The organism is Bradyrhizobium jicamae (assembly GCF_018130695.1).
Taxonomy (GTDB): Bacteria; Pseudomonadota; Alphaproteobacteria; order Rhizobiales; family Xanthobacteraceae; genus Bradyrhizobium; species Bradyrhizobium jicamae_B.
The window spans coordinates 191,453-207,942 of record NZ_JAFCJX010000006.1 but is presented as its reverse complement, the minus strand read 5'-3'; the positions used below and the strand labels follow the sequence as shown (position 1 = coordinate 207,942).

At 65.9% G+C, this 16,490-nt stretch carries 18 protein-coding genes; 9 read left to right on the top strand and 9 right to left on the bottom strand.

The features are described 5' to 3' along the window. Window positions 1-251: 251 nt before the first annotated feature. A complete protein-coding gene (locus tag JQ604_RS10890) occupies window positions 252-719 on the bottom strand; it encodes a winged helix-turn-helix transcriptional regulator (protein ID WP_212356564.1) in 468 nt (155 codons plus the stop codon). A gap of 106 nt (window positions 720-825) precedes the next feature. Between JQ604_RS10890 and JQ604_RS10885 the strand changes: the two genes are divergently transcribed. Together JQ604_RS10885 and JQ604_RS10880 are read left to right on the top strand one after the other, a co-directional pair. After that, complete coding sequence (locus JQ604_RS10885; RefSeq protein ID WP_212356561.1) at window positions 826-1,599, top strand: SDR family NAD(P)-dependent oxidoreductase; 774 nt, start codon at window positions 826-828, stop codon at window positions 1,597-1,599. Window positions 1,600-1,818: 219 nt separating this feature from the next. Continuing rightward, complete coding sequence (locus JQ604_RS10880; protein ID WP_212356558.1) at window positions 1,819-1,977, top strand: hypothetical protein; 159 nt, start codon at window positions 1,819-1,821, stop codon at window positions 1,975-1,977. A 197-nt stretch (window positions 1,978-2,174) separates the two neighbouring features. Here the strand turns inward: JQ604_RS10880 and JQ604_RS10875 are convergent, their stop codons facing one another. Continuing rightward, window positions 2,175-2,783, bottom strand: coding sequence for an FMN-dependent NADH-azoreductase (locus tag JQ604_RS10875; protein WP_212356555.1), 609 nt, complete (start codon window positions 2,781-2,783; stop codon window positions 2,175-2,177). Window positions 2,784-2,882: 99 nt separating this feature from the next. On the opposite strand from JQ604_RS10875, the gene JQ604_RS10870 reads away from it, so the two are divergent. After that, complete coding sequence (locus tag JQ604_RS10870) at window positions 2,883-3,302, top strand: winged helix-turn-helix transcriptional regulator (RefSeq protein WP_212356552.1); 420 nt, start codon at window positions 2,883-2,885, stop codon at window positions 3,300-3,302. A 115-nt stretch (window positions 3,303-3,417) separates the two neighbouring features. Here the strand turns inward: JQ604_RS10870 and dprA are convergent, their stop codons facing one another. Then, window positions 3,418-4,527, bottom strand: coding sequence for a DNA-processing protein DprA (gene dprA / locus JQ604_RS10865; RefSeq protein ID WP_212356549.1), 1,110 nt, complete (start codon window positions 4,525-4,527; stop codon window positions 3,418-3,420). Between the two features lie 107 nt (window positions 4,528-4,634). Between dprA and JQ604_RS10860 the strand changes: the two genes are divergently transcribed. Further along, window positions 4,635-5,870, top strand: coding sequence for an amidase (locus tag JQ604_RS10860; protein ID WP_212356546.1), 1,236 nt, complete (start codon window positions 4,635-4,637; stop codon window positions 5,868-5,870). A gap of 3 nt (window positions 5,871-5,873) precedes the next feature. Here the strand turns inward: JQ604_RS10860 and plsY are convergent, their stop codons facing one another. The 3 genes from plsY to JQ604_RS10845 all read right to left on the bottom strand — a co-directional run bounded on the left by plsY (window position 5,874) and on the right by JQ604_RS10845 (window position 8,811). Beyond that, window positions 5,874-6,467, bottom strand: a complete 594-nt coding sequence (plsY, locus tag JQ604_RS10855; protein WP_212356543.1) for a glycerol-3-phosphate 1-O-acyltransferase PlsY — start codon at window positions 6,465-6,467, stop codon at window positions 5,874-5,876. A gap of 83 nt (window positions 6,468-6,550) precedes the next feature. Continuing rightward, a complete protein-coding gene (locus JQ604_RS10850) occupies window positions 6,551-7,852 on the bottom strand; it encodes a dihydroorotase (protein WP_212356541.1) in 1,302 nt (433 codons plus the stop codon). 5 nt (window positions 7,853-7,857) lie between these two features. Further along, window positions 7,858-8,811 carry an aspartate carbamoyltransferase catalytic subunit gene (locus JQ604_RS10845; RefSeq protein WP_212356538.1) on the bottom strand — a complete coding sequence of 318 codons (954 nt, stop codon included), beginning with the start codon at window positions 8,809-8,811 and terminating at the stop codon, window positions 7,858-7,860. A gap of 166 nt (window positions 8,812-8,977) precedes the next feature. Between JQ604_RS10845 and JQ604_RS10840 the strand changes: the two genes are divergently transcribed. From JQ604_RS10840 to JQ604_RS10825, 4 genes are all read left to right on the top strand, one after another. Then, window positions 8,978-9,721 (top strand): M15 family metallopeptidase, encoded by a 744-nt coding sequence (locus tag JQ604_RS10840; protein ID WP_433996242.1) that lies wholly within the window; start codon window positions 8,978-8,980, stop codon window positions 9,719-9,721. A gap of 21 nt (window positions 9,722-9,742) precedes the next feature. Then, window positions 9,743-11,386 (top strand): acyl-CoA dehydrogenase family protein, encoded by a 1,644-nt coding sequence (locus tag JQ604_RS10835; protein ID WP_212356532.1) that lies wholly within the window; start codon window positions 9,743-9,745, stop codon window positions 11,384-11,386. A gap of 88 nt (window positions 11,387-11,474) precedes the next feature. Beyond that, entirely contained in the window at window positions 11,475-12,242 is a 768-nt protein-coding gene (locus JQ604_RS10830; RefSeq protein ID WP_212356529.1) for a CPBP family intramembrane glutamic endopeptidase, read from the top strand. Between the two features lie 42 nt (window positions 12,243-12,284). After that, complete coding sequence (locus tag JQ604_RS10825; RefSeq protein WP_212356526.1) at window positions 12,285-13,007, top strand: hypothetical protein; 723 nt, start codon at window positions 12,285-12,287, stop codon at window positions 13,005-13,007. A 3-nt stretch (window positions 13,008-13,010) separates the two neighbouring features. On the opposite strand, the gene JQ604_RS10820 is transcribed toward JQ604_RS10825, so the two are convergent. From JQ604_RS10820 to JQ604_RS10810, 3 genes are all read right to left on the bottom strand, one after another. Continuing rightward, window positions 13,011-13,937, bottom strand: a complete 927-nt coding sequence (locus JQ604_RS10820) for an AEC family transporter (protein WP_212356523.1) — start codon at window positions 13,935-13,937, stop codon at window positions 13,011-13,013. Between the two features lie 2 nt (window positions 13,938-13,939). After that, complete coding sequence (gene ruvX / locus JQ604_RS10815; protein ID WP_212356520.1) at window positions 13,940-14,422, bottom strand: Holliday junction resolvase RuvX; 483 nt, start codon at window positions 14,420-14,422, stop codon at window positions 13,940-13,942. Between the two features lie 72 nt (window positions 14,423-14,494). Further along, on the bottom strand, window positions 14,495-15,385 hold the full coding sequence (locus tag JQ604_RS10810; protein WP_212356517.1) for a LysR family transcriptional regulator: 891 nt from the start codon (window positions 15,383-15,385) through the stop codon (window positions 14,495-14,497). A gap of 104 nt (window positions 15,386-15,489) precedes the next feature. Here JQ604_RS10810 and JQ604_RS10805 point away from each other — a divergent pair, with 104 nt between their 5' ends. Beyond that, the gene (locus JQ604_RS10805; RefSeq protein WP_212356514.1) at window positions 15,490-16,470 is read left to right on the top strand and encodes an NAD(P)H-dependent flavin oxidoreductase; all 981 of its coding nucleotides are present in this window, start codon (window positions 15,490-15,492) and stop codon (window positions 16,468-16,470) included. Window positions 16,471-16,490: the final 20 nt, after the last annotated feature.

Sequence of the window (16,490 nt, the reverse complement as noted above, 5' to 3'; positions counted from 1 at the left end):
CGTCCACCGCATCTCCCCCACGTTCGTGACGTTTCGCGAAGCGCCCCTCAACGGGTGAGATGGGGGCATTAGATCATTGATTTGGGGCGGAGTCAAATGATATTCGTCGAATCGGAATAAAATTTCCGCTAATCGTAGGGCGGATTAGCCCAACGGGTCCGCGCAAAGCGCGGCCCGATGACAGGCTCCGGCGTAATCCGCCAACTCGTGTCGCGGCAAAGGACGGCGGATTACGCTAGCGCTAATCCGCCCTACGCCACGACACGCCGTCGGGGCTTCGGCCGTGGCTTCATCATCGTGTCGGCGGCGCTCAGCAACCGGCCGTCCTGCGAATACAGCGCGAGCTTCCTCACCGGCTTGCCCTTGTCGCGGTCGACCAGGATGGTGCCGATCTCCTCCGGGTGCTCGTCGAATTCCTCGCTCCATTGCCGGAGCGCGACCATGATCGGGAACAGGCCGCGGCCCTTCGGCGTCAGCACATAGTCCTGATAGGCGCTGCCGTCGGCGGCGGGGACCGTGGTCAGGATCCCGCGCTCGACCAGGGTGCGCAGCCGCGTGGTCAGGATGTTCTTCGCAAGTCCGAGGCTCGCCTGGAATTCGCCGAAGCGGCGGCGGCCGAGCATGGCGTCGCGGATGATCAGGAGCGACCACCAGTCGCCGAACACGTCGAGCGCGCGGGCAATCGGGCATTCATCGCCGGCCAGGCTGGTTCGTTTCATCGCGATCTCCGGTGTGCGTCATCACGCGCTTGTGTGGTTGCAATATTAAACCAGATGGCTTACGTGGGCAACGAAGTTTAATAATGCAACCACCTAGGAGTCGGACATGAGACTGGCAGGCAAGACGGCACTGATCACCGGCGGCAACAGCGGCATCGGACTGGCGACGGCCAAACTGTTCGTCGCGGAGGGCGCGAAAGTCGTCATCACCGGGCGCAACAGGGAGACGCTGGCGGCGGCCGCGAAGGAACTGGGGCCCAATGCGCTGGCCGTCGTGGCCGATGCCACCGACGTCGCGGCGCTGGAAGCAGCGGTGAAGCAGGGCGCGGAAAAGTTCGGCAAGTTCGACGTCGTGTTCGCGAATGCCGGCATTCCCGGTCAGACCCCGGTGGGTGGCACCACGCTATCCGCTTTCGAAAGCGTGATCCGCACCAATCTCACCGGCGTGTTCTTCACGGTGCAGGCGGCCGCGGCGCATCTCAATGACGGCGCGTCGATCATCCTCAATGGCTCTGTGATCTCCGTGCTCGGCAATCCCGGCTACTCGGCCTATGCGGCGAGCAAGGCCGGCGTGCGCGCGATGGCGCGGGTGATGGCCTCCGAGCTGTCGCCGCGCAACGTCCGCGTCAATGTGGTGGCGCCGGGCGCGGTGCGGACGCCGATCTGGGGCGCTGCGACCGCAACGCCGGAGGCGGAGAAGGTGTTCGAGAAACGGATCGGCGCGGTCACGCCGCTCGGCCGCATCGGCGAGCCCGACCACATCTCGAAGACTGTGCTGTTCCTGGCCTCTGACGACTCCGCCCATGTGCAGGGCCAGGAGCTGTTCGTCGACGGCGGCGCCACTGCGTCGCCTGCGGGCGCACCGATCTTTCGCGGCTGATTTGATTTGAATTGTCGCTGACGTGATCGGGAACTGTGAAGCGCAATTCCGAAAGATCACATTCAAACAACGGCCGACGTGATCTGGGTCACGTCGGCCGTTTCAATTGTCTGCTACCGTGCAGAAAGCTGCCCGACCCGTTGAACCTTCGTCGGGCTGCCAAGACATCAGAATGAGGGCAGGGGAATTTTCATCATCGATTTCACCTGGAGTGCAGCAATGCCCAAAGCCGCTCGCATCCCGACCTCGGTTCCGGTCTCGTCCGAAGCCGAGCAATCAGATACCGGTCAATTTGTTTCAGTCGCGTTGTTTTCAGGAATTGGTCTTTTGATCTCGCTGGTTGCCGTGATCCTCGGGATCAACGGCGCCTGGTTCTAATTCTATTCCAGCATAACTGTCCCAACCCTCATCCTGAGGAGCCCGCGAAGCGGGCGTCTCGAAGGATGCAGGCCACGAACGGGGCCTCATGGTTCGAGACGCGCTACGCGCTCCTCACCATGAGGGGGAAGACCTGTCGCTCTCCAAGAAGCGCCCGCCGCCGCTGTTGCCGCGACGGCAGGCATCATCCGATCCGATCAGGCTGCGTTGAGCGCGCTGGCCGCCTGCAGCGCGCCGGCGACGGCTTTCTCGCGATGCTCGGGGCCGACCTGGACGCCGTCGGCCGGGATGAATTCGAGCTTCGTCACGCCGATGAAGCTGAACACCGCCCGCAGATACGTCTCGAGATGCTCGAACGACGCCGTCGGCATGTTGGCGCCGTAGAAGCCGCCGCGCGAGACCGCGATGATGACGCGCTTGTCACCGGCGAGGCCCTGCGGGCCGTTCGGGCCGTAGCTGAAGGTCTTGCCGCGCACGGCGATGCGGTCGATCCAGGCCTTGAGCTGGGAGGGGACGGAGAAATTGTACATGGGGGCGCCGATCACGACGGTGTCGGCTGCGAGAAATTCCTCCAGCACGGTCTCGCCGAGCGCGAGGTCGCCCTGCAGCGCGGCTTCGGCCGGCGCGCCTTGCGCGACCGCGAGGTGGGAACCCGAGAGATGGGCGAGCGGGGTCGTGGTGAGGTCGCGATAGGTCACGTCAGTCCCGGGATTGGCCTGGCGCAGCCGGTCGACGATGGCGGCGGAAACCTGGCGGCTGACCGAGTGGGGGCCGAGGACGGAGGAGTCGACATGCAGCAGTTTCATGGTTGGTGTCACCCTTGGTATGGATTTGTAACTGGCGCTATATGAGTGACCACCCTAAATAGGCGCAAGAACGCACATTTTTGAAACCCGAGCACATCCATGAGACCCGAGCACATCGATGTAACCGCCCCGGAGGTGACCGCCCCGCCGCGGCGCCCGAGTCCCGATCACAGCGACTGCCGCGCCGTCGCTTCCGTGCTGGCGCGGGTCGGCGACAAATGGAGCGTGTTCGTGATCATGATGCTGATCGACGGACCGAAGCGCTTCAACGAACTGAAGCGGATGATCTCAGGCATCTCGCAGCGAATGCTGACGCTGACATTGCGCGGGCTGGAGCGCGATGGCCTCGTCACCCGCACCATCTTCCCGACCATCCCGCCGCGGGTCGACTATGAGCTGACCGATCTCGGTCGCGGGTTGGCGGAGCCGGTGAAGGCGCTCGGCAATTGGGCGTTTACGCATCTGCCGGCGATCGAAGGGGCACGGAAGCAGTTCGATAAACGGAATGGCGCGGATTGAGCGCTCAGCTTTCACCCCGTCATTGCGAGCGAAGCGAAGCAATCCATTGTCACCGCCTATGTTGAAGCATGGATTGCTTCGTCGCGGGCGCTCCTCGCAATGACGGGGAGAGAGCTTAGACCAACGACACCAGCCCGCCGCCGTGGCGCTCGAGGCGGCCGGCGAGTTCGAGCTCCAGCAACACGGCGCGGGCGACGGCCGGTGAGACGTCGGCCATCCGGATCAAATCGTCGAGGCTGATCGGGCTCGGCCCGAGCAGGTCGATGATGCGGGCGCGGTCGGAGGCGTCGGTCGCAAAATCCAGCGGCTCGTCGTCCTCGTGCGCGCCGAGCATGAGCGGGCGCTCCATGATCGGCTGGACCGCGTTGATGATGTCGGCGGCCTCGGTCACCAGCGTCGCGCCCTGCTTGATCAAATCGTTGGTGCCGGCGGCGCGCGGATCGATCGGCGAGCCCGGCACGGCAAACACCTCGCGGCCCTGTTCATTGGCCATCCGCGCCGTGATCAGCGAGCCCGAGCGATGCGCTGCCTCGACGATCACGACGCCGAGGGCCGCGCCCGAGACCAGGCGGTTGCGGCGTGGAAAGTCGCGCGCGCGGGCGGTGTGGCCGAGCGGCATTTCCGTGATCCCTGCACCATGTTCGAGCAGGGCGGCGAGCAGATCCGCATGCTCCGGCGGATAGATCCGGTCATGGCCTCCGGCGAGCACGGCAACCGTGCCGCTTGCGACCGTGGCGCGATGTGCCGCGCCGTCGATGCCGCGGGCAAGGCCCGAGATCACGACGAAGCCGGCCTCGCCGAGATCGCGGGCCAGCATCCCTGCAAATTTCAATCCGGCGCCGGAAGCGTTGCGCGAGCCGACGATCGCGATCATCGGCCGCGCCAGCGTCGCCAATGCGCCGCGCACGCCGAGCAGCGGCGGAGCATCGTCGATGGTGGCAAGCCGTGGCGGGTAGTGCGCCTCGTCGGGCGTGACGAGGCTGATGCCGGCGTTGGCATTGGCGGCGAGTTCGGCGCGTGCGTCGGCTTCGCTGCAGATCCCTCCCGCGCCGGTCGCGCCGCCCCGGCGCGCGAGATCGGGCAGCCGTTCCAGCGCGGTGGCGGCATCGCCGAAATGGCGCAGCAACGAGATGAAGGTGCGCGGCCCGACATTGTCGGAGCGGATCAGCCGCAGGCGGTTGAGCCGTTCGGTGTCGGAGATGCTGTGGGGCGTTCGGTCATGCATGCGTCGGCAGCTTCGCCCAACCGCAGATTGCAATCAACTGGTCTGTCGGCTTGCCGCGCGGTGCCGGTCTGCCTACAAAGGTCAAAACAACAAGAGGATGTGCGCTGATGATCTCACTGTCCGACCTTCAACAGCGCATCGCTGCGGGCGCATTGTCGCCGGATGCCGCCATCGCCCAATCGCTCGCCGCAATCGCGGCGCAGGACAAGACCATCGGCGCCTTCGTCTGCGATGACGCGCAGGCGCGCGCGCAGGACGCGGGGCCGCTGCGCGGCATTGCGGTCGGCATCAAGGACATCATCGATACCGCCGATTTCCCGACCGAGATGGGCGCGCAGATCTATCGCGGCCACCAGCCGCGCGCCGATGCGCCCGTGGTGATGGCGCTGAAGCGGGCGGGTGCGACCATCATCGGCAAGACCACGACGACGGCGTTTGCTTCCAATGATCCGACTGCGACGATCAATCCGCACAATCACGCGCATACGCCGGGCGGCTCATCATCGGGCTCGGCGGCGGCGGTCGCGGCCGGGATGATCCCGCTGGCGCTGGGCACGCAGACCGGCGGCTCGGTGATCCGCCCGGCCTCCTTCTGCGGCGTCGCCGCGATCAAGCCGAGCTACCGCCTGCTGCCGACGGTCGGGGTGAAATGCTTCTCCTGGACGCTTGACACGGTCGGGCTGTTCGGCGCCGGCGTGCGCGACGTTGCCTGCGGGCTTTCGGCGATGACCAATCGGCCGGAATTGCTGGTGCCGGGAAGTCTCGCAGCCCCGCGCGTCGGCGTGGTGACGCAGGCGTTTGCCGACGCGCCGGATGCGTCGAGCGCGGCGGCGCTGCAGACGGCGTCGCGGGCGGCGGAGCAGGCGGGCGCGTCGGTGCGCGAGCTGGCGATGCCCGAGATCGTCGCCGAAGCGTGGCGGATCCACACCGTCGTGCAGGAATTCGAGGCGCACCAATCCCTCGCCTGGGAGTATCGCGACAATTACGAGGCGATGCCACCGCTGCTGCGCGGCCGGCTCGACGAGAGCAAGGGTTTTACGCCCGCCGACTATGACGCGGCGATGGACGTCACGTTGCGCGCACGCCAGGCGCTATCAGCCGTGTTCGACGAGGTCGACGTGATCGTGACGCTCTCTGCTCCGGGGACAGCGCCCGAGGGCTTATCGTCGACCGGCGATGCCCGCTACAACCGGCTGTGGACCTTGATGGGCGTACCCTGCGTCAACGTGCCGACGCTGATCGACGGCGGGTTGCCGGTCGGCGTCACCGTGATCGCAAAATTCGGCGCGGACGCGCAGGCGCTGGCCGCGGGCGCGTTCGTCGAGGATGCGTTGAAGCGTTGATCGCTACTTCTTCTCGCCGATCTTGCCTTCGGTGCCGGCCTGCAGCCGCTTGATGTTCTCGCTGTGCTTCCAGAACAGAAGCAGCGTCAGCACGACGAACAGCGAGGCCAGCGCCGGGTGGCTGAACCACCACAGGAACAGCGGCGTCACGAAGGCTGCGATCAAAGCCGACAGTGACGAGTAGCGGGTGGTGAAGGCGGTGGCGAGCCAGATCGCGCAGAAGATCAGTGCGGCTGGCCAGAACAGGCCGAGCAGCACGCCGATATAGGTCGCAACGCCCTTGCCGCCCTTGAATTTGAGCCAGACCGGGAAGAGGTGTCCGAGGAACGCGCCGAGCGCGGCCAGCATCGCCGCATTCGGTCCGCCGAAATAGCCCGCGATGACAACGGCCACCGTACCCTTGAGCATGTCGCCGATCAGTGTCGCCGCGGCGAGGCCCTTGCGGCCGGTGCGCAGCACATTGGTGGCGCCGATATTGCCGGAGCCGATCGAGCGCAGATCCTCGGTGCCGGCGAGTTTTGTCAGGATCATGCCGAACGGGATCGAGCCGCAGAGATAGCCGATCAGGAGTGCGACGATCAGGAAGGCGTCACCCATTGCGATGGCTCCGGCGCGACTCAGAGTCTTTCATTGGCGCGTTTTCTTGACGCGAACCGGTGCCCACTTCGCTTGAAAACGCGCTAGACGTGCTCATAGACCGTCCGTCCGCCGACAATAGTCCTGACCACGCGGCCGGAGAAGCGGGCCTCGTCGAACGGCGTGTTCTTGCACAGCGATTTGAGGTCGTCGCGGTCGAGCACCCAGGGAACGTCGGTGTCGATCACGATCACATCCGCCGGAGCGCCGGCGCGCAGCGTGCCGCCGGGCAGCCCCAGCAGTTCCGCCGGCCGGGTCGACATCGCGCGGATCAGGGTCTTGAGTTCCATCTCGCCATTGTGGATCAGCCGCAGCGCCGCCGGCAGGATGGTTTGCAAGCCGACCGCGCCGAAGGCGGCCTCGGCGAACGGCAGGCGCTTGACCTCGACGTCCTGCGGATTGTGGTCGCTCATCACGACGTCGATCAGCCCCGAGGCGAGGGCAGCCACCAGCGCCTGGCGATCCTGCTCGGTGCGCAGCGGCGGCGCGAGCTTCAGGAAGGTGCGGTACGGGCCGATGTCGTTCTCGTTGAGGGTCACGTGGTTGATCGAGACCGAGGCCGAGACGTTGAGACCGGCGTCGCGGGCGCGCCTGAGGATCTCCAGCGACTCGATCGAGGACAGGGAGGCGGCGTGGTAGCGGCCGCCGGTCAGCGCCGCGAGGCGCATGTCACGCTCCAGCATGATCGACTCGGCGGCGGCCGGAATGCCGCCGAGGCCGAGCCTTGTCGCGAACTCGCCCTCGTTCATCACGCCTTCGCCGACCAGGTTCGGGTCCTCGGTGTGATGCACGATCAGCGCGTCGAAATCGCGGGCGTAGGTGAGTGCGCGCCGCATCACCTGCGCATTGGTGACGCTGCGGTCGGCATCGGTGAAGGCGACGGCGCCGGCGGCCTTGAGCAGGCCGATCTCGGTCATCTCCTGGCCCTGCATGCCCTTGGTCAGCGCCGCCATCGGGTGGATGTTGACGATCGCGGTGTCGCGGGCGCGGCGCATCACGAAGTCGACGGTCGCGGAGTTATCGATGACGGGCGACGTATCGGGCTGGCAGATGATGGTGGTGATGCCGCCGGCGGCGGCGGCCTGGCTCGCGGACGCAAAGGTCTCGCGGTGGCTGGCGCCGGGCTCGCCGACGAAGGCGCGCATGTCGATCAGGCCGGGGGCCACGATCTTGCCGGCGCAGTTGACGATGTCGGTCCCCTCCGGGACGCCGGCGGCGCCGATGCCGCGCTTGGCGTCGCGGATCACGCCGTCGGCGATCAGGACGTCACCGGGGCCGTCGAAATCGCGCGAGGGGTCGATGACGCGGGCATTCGCGAGCAGGATAGGGCGGCGGTCGGTCAGCATGGCTCTCACGCGTTTGGCAGGTTGCGGGCGAGTGCTTCCAGCACCGCCATGCGTACTGCCACTCCCATTTCCACCTGTTCGCGGATCAGCGACTGCGCGCCATCGGCCACGAAGGTGTCGATCTCGACGCCGCGGTTCATCGGGCCCGGATGCATCACCAGCGCGTCGGGCTTGGCGTAGCCGAGCTTCTTCTGGTCGAGGCCGAAATAGTGAAAGTATTCGGCCGTCGACGGCACGAAGGAGCCGTTCATGCGCTCGCGCTGCAGCCGCAGCATCATCACGATGTCGGCGCCGTTCAAGCCTTCGCGCATGTCGCGCGCGACCTCGACGCCCATCCGCTCGATGCCGCGCGGCAACAGCGTGGAGGGGGCCACGACGCGGACGCGGGCGCCCATGGTGTTGAGCAGCAGGATGTTGGAGCGCGCCACGCGCGAATGCAGCACGTCGCCGCAGATCGCGATCACGAGGCCCTCGAGCCGGCCCTTGTTGCGGCGAATGGTCAGCGCATCGAGCAGCGCCTGGGTCGGATGCTCGTGGGCGCCGTCGCCGGCATTGATCACGGATCCGTCAACCTTGCGCGCCAAAAGCTCGACCGCGCCTGAGGCGTGGTGGCGTACCACCAGGATGTCCGGATGCATCGCGTTCAGCGTCACCGCGGTGTCCATCAAGGTCTCGCCCTTGCGGGTCGACATCGAGGATACCGACATGTTCATGACGTCGGCGCCAAGCCGTTTTCCGGCGATCTCGAACGAGGACTGGGTCCGCGTCGAGGCCTCGAAGAACAGATTGACCTGGGTGCGGCCGCGAAGCGAGGCGCGCTTCTTGTCGACCTGGCGGTTGAGCTCGACATATTCCTCGGAAAGGTCAAGCAGGCCGGTGATGTCGGCAGCGGAAAGTCCCTCGATTCCCAGCAGATGCCGGTGCCCGAGGACGAAGGTCGATTTCAATGATGGGGTCATTAAAGCCATGGCTATAGGCGGGGACGGCCCACGGGGCAAGCGCCAATAGGCCGCTTGTGAGTTATCCCCCGGTCTGTCAGGACGCATGGCGCGCGGTGCCGTAGTCTCGCGGCCCGGAATGTGTCGGGAAAAGCTTGTGATGCGGAATTTGAAGCGCCTTGTCACAATGGCGTTAGCGGGGCTGGGCCTTGTGCTCGCGGCTCTATCGGCGCGCGCCCAATCGCTGCCCGGGGACTTCGTGTTCCTGCGCGACATCGACCCGACCATCATCCAGGACATCCGCTATGCCGGGCCGAACAATTTCATGGGCCGGCCGCTCGCCGGCTATGGCGCGGCCGAGTGTGTGGTGAAGCGGCAGGTGGGGCTGCGGCTCAAGGCGGTCCAGCAGGAACTTTTGCGGCAGAAGCTGTCGCTGAAAATGCTCGATTGCTACCGGCCGGCCCGCGCGGTCGCCGACATGGTGGCCTGGTCCAAAAACGGGACGGAGACGCCGGCCGAGCGGCGCTACAATCCGGCCTTCTCGAAGACCGATCTGTTCCGCCTCGGCTACATCGCCGACCGTTCCCAGCACTCCACCGGCGGGGCGCTCGACCTGACGCTGGTCGATCTTGCCGCCGACAATTCCGCCAGGTTCGACCCGACGAAGGATTATGCCGACTGCACGGCGCCTGCCGCGGCGCGGGCGCCCGAAGGCAGCGTCGACATGGGCACCGGCTATGATTGTTCCGACGCCAAGGGCCATACCGCGGCGGCGACGATCACGCCGGCGCAGCGGCGCTGGCGGACCCTGCTGGTGACGGCGATGTCGAAGCAGGGATTTGTGAACTATTCGAAGGAATGGTGGCACTTTTCGCTGCCGGGGGTGGGCACGCAGGCCTATGATTTTCCGATCACAACGCGCCGCAATTGATTCCTGACCCGGACCATCGCCATGACGCAGGACTCGTTTGCAACCCACGACGTCTTCAACCAGTCGCCGCCGTTCGAGGACGTCGATCTCTTCGCCTGTGACGCGCCGCTGGTGGCGGCGGTCGCGGCCAATGGCGGCGCCGGCGCGCAGGCGGAACTGTCGGATTTCGGCAAGCATTGGGGCTCCACCGCGATGGCCGCGCGCGGCCGTTTCGCCAATGAGAATACGCCAAAGCTGCGGACCTTCGATGCGCGCGGCGTCAGGCGCGACGAGGTCGAGTTTCATCCGGCCTATCACGAGCTGATGGCGCACAGCGCGCATGCCGGCGTGCACAATTCAACCTGGAGTGCGGACGGCAGACCTGCCGGCGGCGCCGCCGAGGTGGTGCGCGCGGCAAAATTCTATATGGCCGCGCAGGTCGAGACCGGGCATCTCTGCCCGATCACGATGACGCGTGCCGCAGTCGCGGCGCTGGCCTCGCAGCCGGATATTCTGGCGAAGACGATGCCTGTCATCGCCGCGCGAGCCTATGATCCGAGCTTTGCGCCGTGGTGGCGGAAGCGCGGCATGACGCTCGGCATGGGCATGACCGAGAAGCAGGGCGGCACCGACGTCCGCTCCAACATGACGCGGGCCGAGCGCGACGGCAGCGCCTACCGGATCACCGGGCACAAATGGTTCATGTCGGCGCCGATGTGCGACGCGTTCCTGGTGCTGGCGCAGGCGGAGGGCGGCCTGAGCTGCTTCTTCATGCCGCGCTTTGTTTCCGACGGCTCGGTGAATGTCATCCATTTCCAGCGGCTGAAGGACAAGCTCGGCAACCGCTCCAACGCGTCCTCCGAGGTCGAATTTCACGGCGCCCATGCCGAGCTGATCGGCGACGAGGGCAAGGGCATCCGCACCATCATCCAGATGGTGCAACTGACGCGGCAGGACTGCGCCATCGCTTCCGCTGGACTGATGCGCTCGGGGCTGGCGCACGCGCTGCATCACGCCCGTCATCGCAGCGTGTTCCAGAAGCATCTGGCCGATCAGCCGCTGATGCAGGCGGTGCTGTCGGACATGGCGTTGCATGTCGAGGCGTCGATCGCGCTGGTGATGCGGCTGTGCCGCGCCTTCGACCGTGCGCCGCTGGATGCCGCGGAGGCCGCCTATATGCGGCTGCTGACGCCGGCGATCAAATACTGGATATGCAAGAGCGCGCCGGCCTTCCTCTATGAGGCGATGGAATGCCTTGGCGGCAATGGCTATGTCGAGGAGGGCATCCTGGCGCGCCATTACCGGGAGGCGCCGGTCAATGCGATCTGGGAGGGCTCCGGCAACGTGATGTGCCTCGACGTGCTGCGCGCGCTTGGCCGCGAGGCGGACGCTGCGCTCGCGGTGCTGCAAGCGCTCGCGGGCGAGACGCAGGGGCTGCCGGGTGCGGCAGAAGCGGTGGCCTTCATCGGAAAGTCGTTCCGCCGTCCGGACAGCGAGCGCATTGCGCGGCTTGCGGTCGAGAAACTGGCGCTGCTGGCCGCCGCCGCGGCACTCAATGCCATCGCACCGAAACATGCCGAACTGTTCGCGGCGACGCGGCTTGCCGCCACCCATGGTGCCATGTACGGCGCAGTGGAGTTTTCCAATCACGACGTCAGCGCGCTGCTCGCGCGGGCGCTGCCTTAGAGCATGATCCGGACCCGGAGGGCCGCGTTGGCGCAAAGTGTGAAGCGGCTTTCCGAAAAGATCATGCACAAAGAATAAGGGATATCGAATGGACGCTCTCACGCCCGATCTGCCGCCTGCTGCCATCGACTCCGTGCGCCCGCCGCGGGTCTGGAAGTTCTGGGGCACGTCGCTCTGGGGCCTGTTCGTATTCGCAGGCATGTTCATCGGCCAGATTGCGGTGATCGGATTTTTCATGCTGCGGCACGGTTCGCTCGACATGACGGATGCGATCCGCGTCGTCGGCGGGGGACTGACGATCTCGCTCTCGGTGATCATGGGCCTGCCGACCGTGATGCTGGCGCTGTGGATTGCGATCCGGCCGACGCGGATCTCTTTCGCCGATTATCTCGGCCTGCACTGGACCTCCTGGACAAACGTCATCATCGGCATCATCGCACTGGTGGTGCTGGTCGGCGGCTGGGACCTGGTCTCGCGAGGCCTCGGCCGCGAGGTGACGCCGGGCTTCATGGGCGAGGTGCTGAAATCGGCGCGGGCCGACGGCGCGCTGTGGCTGCTTGCGATTGCCTTCAGCGTTGCCGCGCCGATCTCGGAAGAACTCTTAGCGCGCGGCTTCCTTTATCGCGGCTGGTCGGAATCGTTCCTGCGCCCGGCCGGCGCGATCGTGCTGTCCTCGATCGCCTGGACCTCGCTGCACCTGCAATATGACTGGTTCTTCTTCTGCGAGATTTTCTCGATCGGCTTGCTGTTCGGCTATATCCGCTACCGCACCGGCTCGACCTGGCTGACGATCCTGCTGCACGGGCTGAATAATTTTGCCGCGACGGTGCAGACGTTCTGGCTGGCGGGGCAGTGAGGTTTGGCGGGGTCCGCAACGTCAGACGCATGCGATGTGCATATGCGGACCTATCGCAAGCATCTTCATCGCCTGAACCGCACTTTAGCGGAGCAATATATTTGCGAGCACAGTCACTATCTGTCGACGGCCCTCGAAGAGTTGGCCAAAGCCGTTCCTGTAGCCCTTGCCATTGCGCAGCTTCACGATTCGATCCGTCGTTCGCCCGCGAGAAAGTTCTGGCCCGTCATCCGCGAAACGAAGGGCACACTCTTCATTCGATCAACCGATATCGGCCGGGAGTGCCCCCGGCCATGGCGGCGAACAAAGAGCGGCAACATGCGCTATGAACTGCCAGGATACCTGCTTTTCTCGCCGTGGCCCCCAAATTTCCGCCGCAGGGTGAGCGGCGGCATGCGCTGGCTTCAGCAATTGACGGATCAGACCCAAATCCTGACTTGCGTGAACGATGGTCGGTACACAATCCTTGCTTCGGCCATTTGGCACGCAACGCTCGGTTCGAAGCAATTCGTTCCAATGATCAAAGCGTTTCAAGGGCTTGTGATGGCGGACAGCGTAGCGGCTCTGGACAGATGGTCCGATGAGCAACAACGTGGTTCAAAGATCGCGGTGCGGATTTCGCCGGGCACGCTCGTCTATAGCGACGGTCAAGATCGTTGCGAAATCGTAGTCCCCGATGCGCTGAGCGCGCCGCTCTCGGTCCCGTCGGTGCCTAAGCCTTTCGAACAGCTTTGGGTTCAGGCTGGAGACCGAGCTTATCTGTAGGGGCTACGGTCCAATTAGCGCAATCGCGATCGGCATCGTGATCGCCGCCAGGATCGTCTGCAGCGTGATGATCTGAGCGAGCAGGGGAGCGTCGCCGCCCATCTGGCGGGCGAGCACATAGGCCGACGGGGAAGCCGGCACCGCGGCGCAGGCGGTGACGATCGCGAGGTTCGAGCCGGTCAAGCCGAACACCAGCGCGAGCGCGACCGCGAGCGCCGGCATCAGGATCAGCTTCAGTGCCAGCGCGACGGATGCGGCCAGACTCGGGCGGAACATGCCTTCGAGATGCAGCCCGGCGCCGGTGACGAGCAGGCCGATCGCGAGCGAGGACTGGCTCAGCGCATTCGCCACGTCATGCCAGAGCTTCGGCAGCGGGATATGCGCGACGTTGACGACGAGGCCGATGACGCAGGCCCAGATCAGCGGGTTCTTCACCACGGTCATCGAGATGGCGCCGGCGGATTGCTTTTCCGGTGCGGCGTAGTGGGCGAGCACCGCGACGCTGAAAACGTTGACCAGCGGAATGATTGCGACCATCGCCACCGACGCCAGCGCCAGTCCGGTATCGCCATAGAGATTGGCCGACACCGAGAGCGCCACATAGGTCTGCCAGCGCGTCGCGCCCTGGAAGATCGAGGTGAAGGCCGGGCCGTCGACGCCGGCGCGGCCGAGTGCGGGGCGCAGCGCCAGGCAGAGCAGCGACATTGCCAGCGCCGAGACGAACAGAGCGCCGCCGACGCCGGCGACCGGCACCTTTGTCAGATCGGCCTTCACCAGGGTCTGGATCAACAGCGCCGGGAACAGCACGTAGTAGGTCAACCGCTCCAGCCCGTGCCATTGCGTGTCCAGCCGCATCAGCGTTCGCTTCAGGATGAAACCGAACACGATCAGCAGGAACACCGGCAGCAGCGCCGCGATCACCACCGCCATGGTCAGCGGTCTCCGCGCAGCTTTGCCAGCCGGTCGAGCGCGCCCTGCAGGATGAAGATCGCGGCGTGCTCGTCGATCACCTCGGCGCGGCGGGCGCGGCTGACGTCCATGCCGATCAGTTCGCGCTCGACGGCGGCGGTCGACAGACGCTCGTCCCACAGTCCGATCGCAAGCGGGGTGACGTTGGCGAGATTGCGAGCAAAGGCGCGGGTCGACTGCGCGCGAGGGCCTTCGCTGCCGTCCATGTTGATGGGCAGCCCGAGCACGAAGCCGACGACACTGCGTTCGCTTGCAATGGCGAGCAGCCGCGCGGCGTCGGTCTTGAACTGCTTGCGCTGGATGGTCTCGACGCCGGTGGCGAGCCGGCGGTCCGGATCGGAGACGGCAACGCCGATGGTCTTGGTGCCGAGATCAAGCCCGATCAGCGCGCCGCGTTCGGGCCAGTGCGGGGCAGCGTCGATCAAGGGAAGGATGGGGGCGGGCATGGTCTGCGCTTAGCACGCCGTGCACTCCACAAGCAAAGCACTTGCGTCACACTCCCAAGGGAGAGGTGAAGATCACGCCGCGGCCGATGTGCCGCGCTCGTCCAGGCACGACACAAAGCCCTGCAGCGCACTGTATCGATGGGCGCTGCGGCGCTGGATGAACAGCGTGTCCACGCGGGCGTGCTGCGGGCTCAGCTTGTGGATGTTGACATTGCGCTGCACGTGATCGCGTTCGACGACTGCGCGCGGCAGCATCGTCACGCCCATGTCGGCGGCGACGCAGCCGATCATGCCGTCGAGCGTGCCGAGCTCGAAGCGCGCAGCCGAGGGCCAGCCGAATTCGGTGAAGACCTGCTCCAGCCGCTGCCGGTATGTGCAGCCGGTGCGGAACACCAGCGCGGTCGGGCCGGACTCCGGGATGCCCGCGCGTAGCGCAGCGAGTGTCCTCCAGCGCTGCGAGGTGACGAGCACGAGTTCCTCGCTGAAGGCCGTGGTCGCAACCAACTCGGCGTGCTCGATCGGTCCAGCGACGAAGGCGCCATCGAGCGAACCATCGAGCACGGCGCTGACGAGATCGGCGGTCGGCGAGGTCCGCAAGCTGAGGCGCACAGCCGGAAAGCGGCGTTGGAATTCGGCGAGCAGCGTCGGCAGCCGCACCGCGGCGGTGGTCTCCATCGAGCCGATCGAGAGCGGGCCCTTCGGCTCGCCATCGTCGCGTGCGGCGAGCACGGCCTCGCGCGACAGCGCGGACATTCGCTCGGCATAGGGCAGCAGCCGGCGGCCGGCACCGGTCAGGGTCATGCCGCGGCTGTGGCGCTCGAACAGCGCGGTGCCGATCTCGGCCTCCAGCGCCTTGATGCGCTGGGTGACGTTGGACTGCACGGTGTTGAGCTCGTCGGCAGCGCGGGTGATGCCGCCGAGCCGGGCGACCGTCGAGAAGGTGAGGAGATCGGTCAATTCCATCGCCGGCTCCGTTTCCTATATGAGATCGCTACGTTCTCTAGTATTCATTATTCGAGAATGGTAGTTCGTTCTAGGCTTGCTGTCCAGAACCGGAGGGCAAGGACATGCCGATCGCGACACCGCTGACGAGTCTGCTGGGTATCCGTCATCCGATCCTGCTGGCGCCGATGGATATGCTCGCAGGTGCGCGATTGACGATGGCGGTCAGCGACGCCGGTGGCTTCGGCATTCTCGGCGGCGGTTATGGCGACCGCGGCTGGCTGGAGCAGGAAACTGCGAAGCTCAGATCGTTCAGGTCGCCGTTCGGCATCGGCTTCATCACCTGGAGCCTCGCCAGGCGCGCGGATCTGCTCGACATCGCGCTGGCCGCGCGTCCGCGCGCGATCATGCTGTCGTTCGGCGATCCCGCGCCGTTTGCGCCGATCAGGGATGCCGGCGCGCGATTGATCTGCCAGGTGCAGAGCGAGGATATGGCGAAGCAGGCGCTCGATGCCGGCGCCGACATCCTGATCGCGCAAGGCACCGAGGCTGGCGGACACGGCGCCTCGCGCACGACGATCGATATCGTGCCTGCGATCGTCGATCTCGCCGCCGGACGGGTTCCGGTAGTGGCGGCCGGCGGCATCGCCGACGGACGCGGGTTAGCTGCGATGATGATGCTTGGCGCATCCGGCGTGCTGCTCGGCACGCGCTTCTATGCAAGCGTGGAGGCCGATGGGGCTGAGGAAGCGAAGCGGCGGATCTGCGCAGCGAAAAGCGGTGAAACGGTGCGTGGCATCCTCTTCGACCTGTCGCGAAACAATGTCTGGCCGGCGCCGTATACCGGACGCTGCCTGGTCAACGATCACGCGCGGCGCTGGATGGGGCGAGAGGTCGAGCTGCTGCAACAGGTCAATGCGGTCGCGGCCGACTATGCGGCGGCGAAGGCGGCGGGCAATTTCGATGTCGCCGCCGTCATCGCCGGCGAGGCGGTCGGGCTGATCCATGATATTCCACCGGCTGCGGAGATCGTCGAGCGGATCGTGACCGAGGCGGATCAGATCTTGCTGGGCCGGCGCAACTCGGCAATCGCAGCACAGGCGTAAGCGCGTACCAACCTCTGAGG

Coding starts and splice junctions, on each gene's coding strand:
- dprA (WP_212356549.1), bottom strand. CDS start 4,527: ATGCATGACCGAACGCCCCACAGCATCTCCGACACCGAACGGCTCAAC.
- plsY (WP_212356543.1), bottom strand. CDS start 6,467: ATGGGTGACGCCTTCCTGATCGTCGCACTCCTGATCGGCTATCTCTGC.
- JQ604_RS10885 (WP_212356561.1), top strand. CDS start 826: ATGAGACTGGCAGGCAAGACGGCACTGATCACCGGCGGCAACAGCGGC.
- JQ604_RS10890 (WP_212356564.1), bottom strand. CDS start 719: ATGAAACGAACCAGCCTGGCCGGCGATGAATGCCCGATTGCCCGCGCG.
- JQ604_RS10805 (WP_212356514.1), top strand. CDS start 15,490: ATGCCGATCGCGACACCGCTGACGAGTCTGCTGGGTATCCGTCATCCG.
- JQ604_RS10825 (WP_212356526.1), top strand. CDS start 12,285: ATGCGGACCTATCGCAAGCATCTTCATCGCCTGAACCGCACTTTAGCG.
- JQ604_RS10870 (WP_212356552.1), top strand. CDS start 2,883: ATGAGACCCGAGCACATCGATGTAACCGCCCCGGAGGTGACCGCCCCG.
- JQ604_RS10880 (WP_212356558.1), top strand. CDS start 1,819: ATGCCCAAAGCCGCTCGCATCCCGACCTCGGTTCCGGTCTCGTCCGAA.
- JQ604_RS10840 (WP_433996242.1), top strand. CDS start 8,978: ATGGCGTTAGCGGGGCTGGGCCTTGTGCTCGCGGCTCTATCGGCGCGC.
- JQ604_RS10835 (WP_212356532.1), top strand. CDS start 9,743: ATGACGCAGGACTCGTTTGCAACCCACGACGTCTTCAACCAGTCGCCG.
- JQ604_RS10810 (WP_212356517.1), bottom strand. CDS start 15,385: ATGGAATTGACCGATCTCCTCACCTTCTCGACGGTCGCCCGGCTCGGC.
- JQ604_RS10845 (WP_212356538.1), bottom strand. CDS start 8,811: ATGACCCCATCATTGAAATCGACCTTCGTCCTCGGGCACCGGCATCTG.
- ruvX (WP_212356520.1), bottom strand. CDS start 14,422: ATGCCCGCCCCCATCCTTCCCTTGATCGACGCTGCCCCGCACTGGCCC.
- JQ604_RS10850 (WP_212356541.1), bottom strand. CDS start 7,852: ATGCTGACCGACCGCCGCCCTATCCTGCTCGCGAATGCCCGCGTCATC.
- JQ604_RS10860 (WP_212356546.1), top strand. CDS start 4,635: ATGATCTCACTGTCCGACCTTCAACAGCGCATCGCTGCGGGCGCATTG.
- JQ604_RS10820 (WP_212356523.1), bottom strand. CDS start 13,937: ATGGCGGTGGTGATCGCGGCGCTGCTGCCGGTGTTCCTGCTGATCGTG.
- JQ604_RS10830 (WP_212356529.1), top strand. CDS start 11,475: ATGGACGCTCTCACGCCCGATCTGCCGCCTGCTGCCATCGACTCCGTG.
- JQ604_RS10875 (WP_212356555.1), bottom strand. CDS start 2,783: ATGAAACTGCTGCATGTCGACTCCTCCGTCCTCGGCCCCCACTCGGTC.